At 53.8% G+C, this 483-nt stretch carries 1 protein-coding gene; it reads right to left on the bottom strand.

The genetic code is table 11. The annotated features are described in order from the left end of the window. Positions 1-224: hypothetical protein (locus BST14_RS28305; protein WP_438502218.1), on the bottom strand; the 224-nt coding region annotated here is incomplete at its 3' end. Positions 225-483 lie beyond the last annotated feature (259 nt).

Here is a 483-nt window from a genome sequence, read left to right as displayed (position 1 = left end):
ACCAGAGACTTCAGTCGTGAGGGTGAGACGACAACACCTTCCAATCGGTTGGATGATTCGGTGGATTCGACCACCGCGATCTGGCGCAGGCCCTTGAGGGCTTCCGGAGACTGGGCTGCGTAGAGCTGTTGCTTGCCTTGATACTCGCCCAATGCGCGCAGTGTGGCGGCCTGGGTACCATCGAAGCGAAGCGCGGTGAGGTACTCGGGGGTAAGCGAGTGCATGGAAATGTAAGCTCAGGCTGTCTAAATGGGGCAATCATAGTCGTTAAATGGGGTATTGTCTTTTGTAATGCCTCATTAAAGTCGTTTGGTTACCCTGTTTTCACTGCCATGGGCCTTGCGGAGAGGGAGGTCGCCCTGTCTGGCAGGGTGCGACCACGTGAATCACGGTCTATAAAAGGGGTATTAGCGGCATAAATTACCCTTTTTAATCATTGGGTTGCCCCGTTTATAGGCTCCACTCCTCTGCAAAGGCGAACAG

The organism is Mycobacterium arosiense ATCC BAA-1401 = DSM 45069, assembly GCF_002086125.1.
Lineage (GTDB): Bacteria > Actinomycetota > Actinomycetes > Mycobacteriales > Mycobacteriaceae > Mycobacterium > Mycobacterium arosiense.
This window is presented reverse-complemented; position numbering and strand designations above follow the sequence as displayed.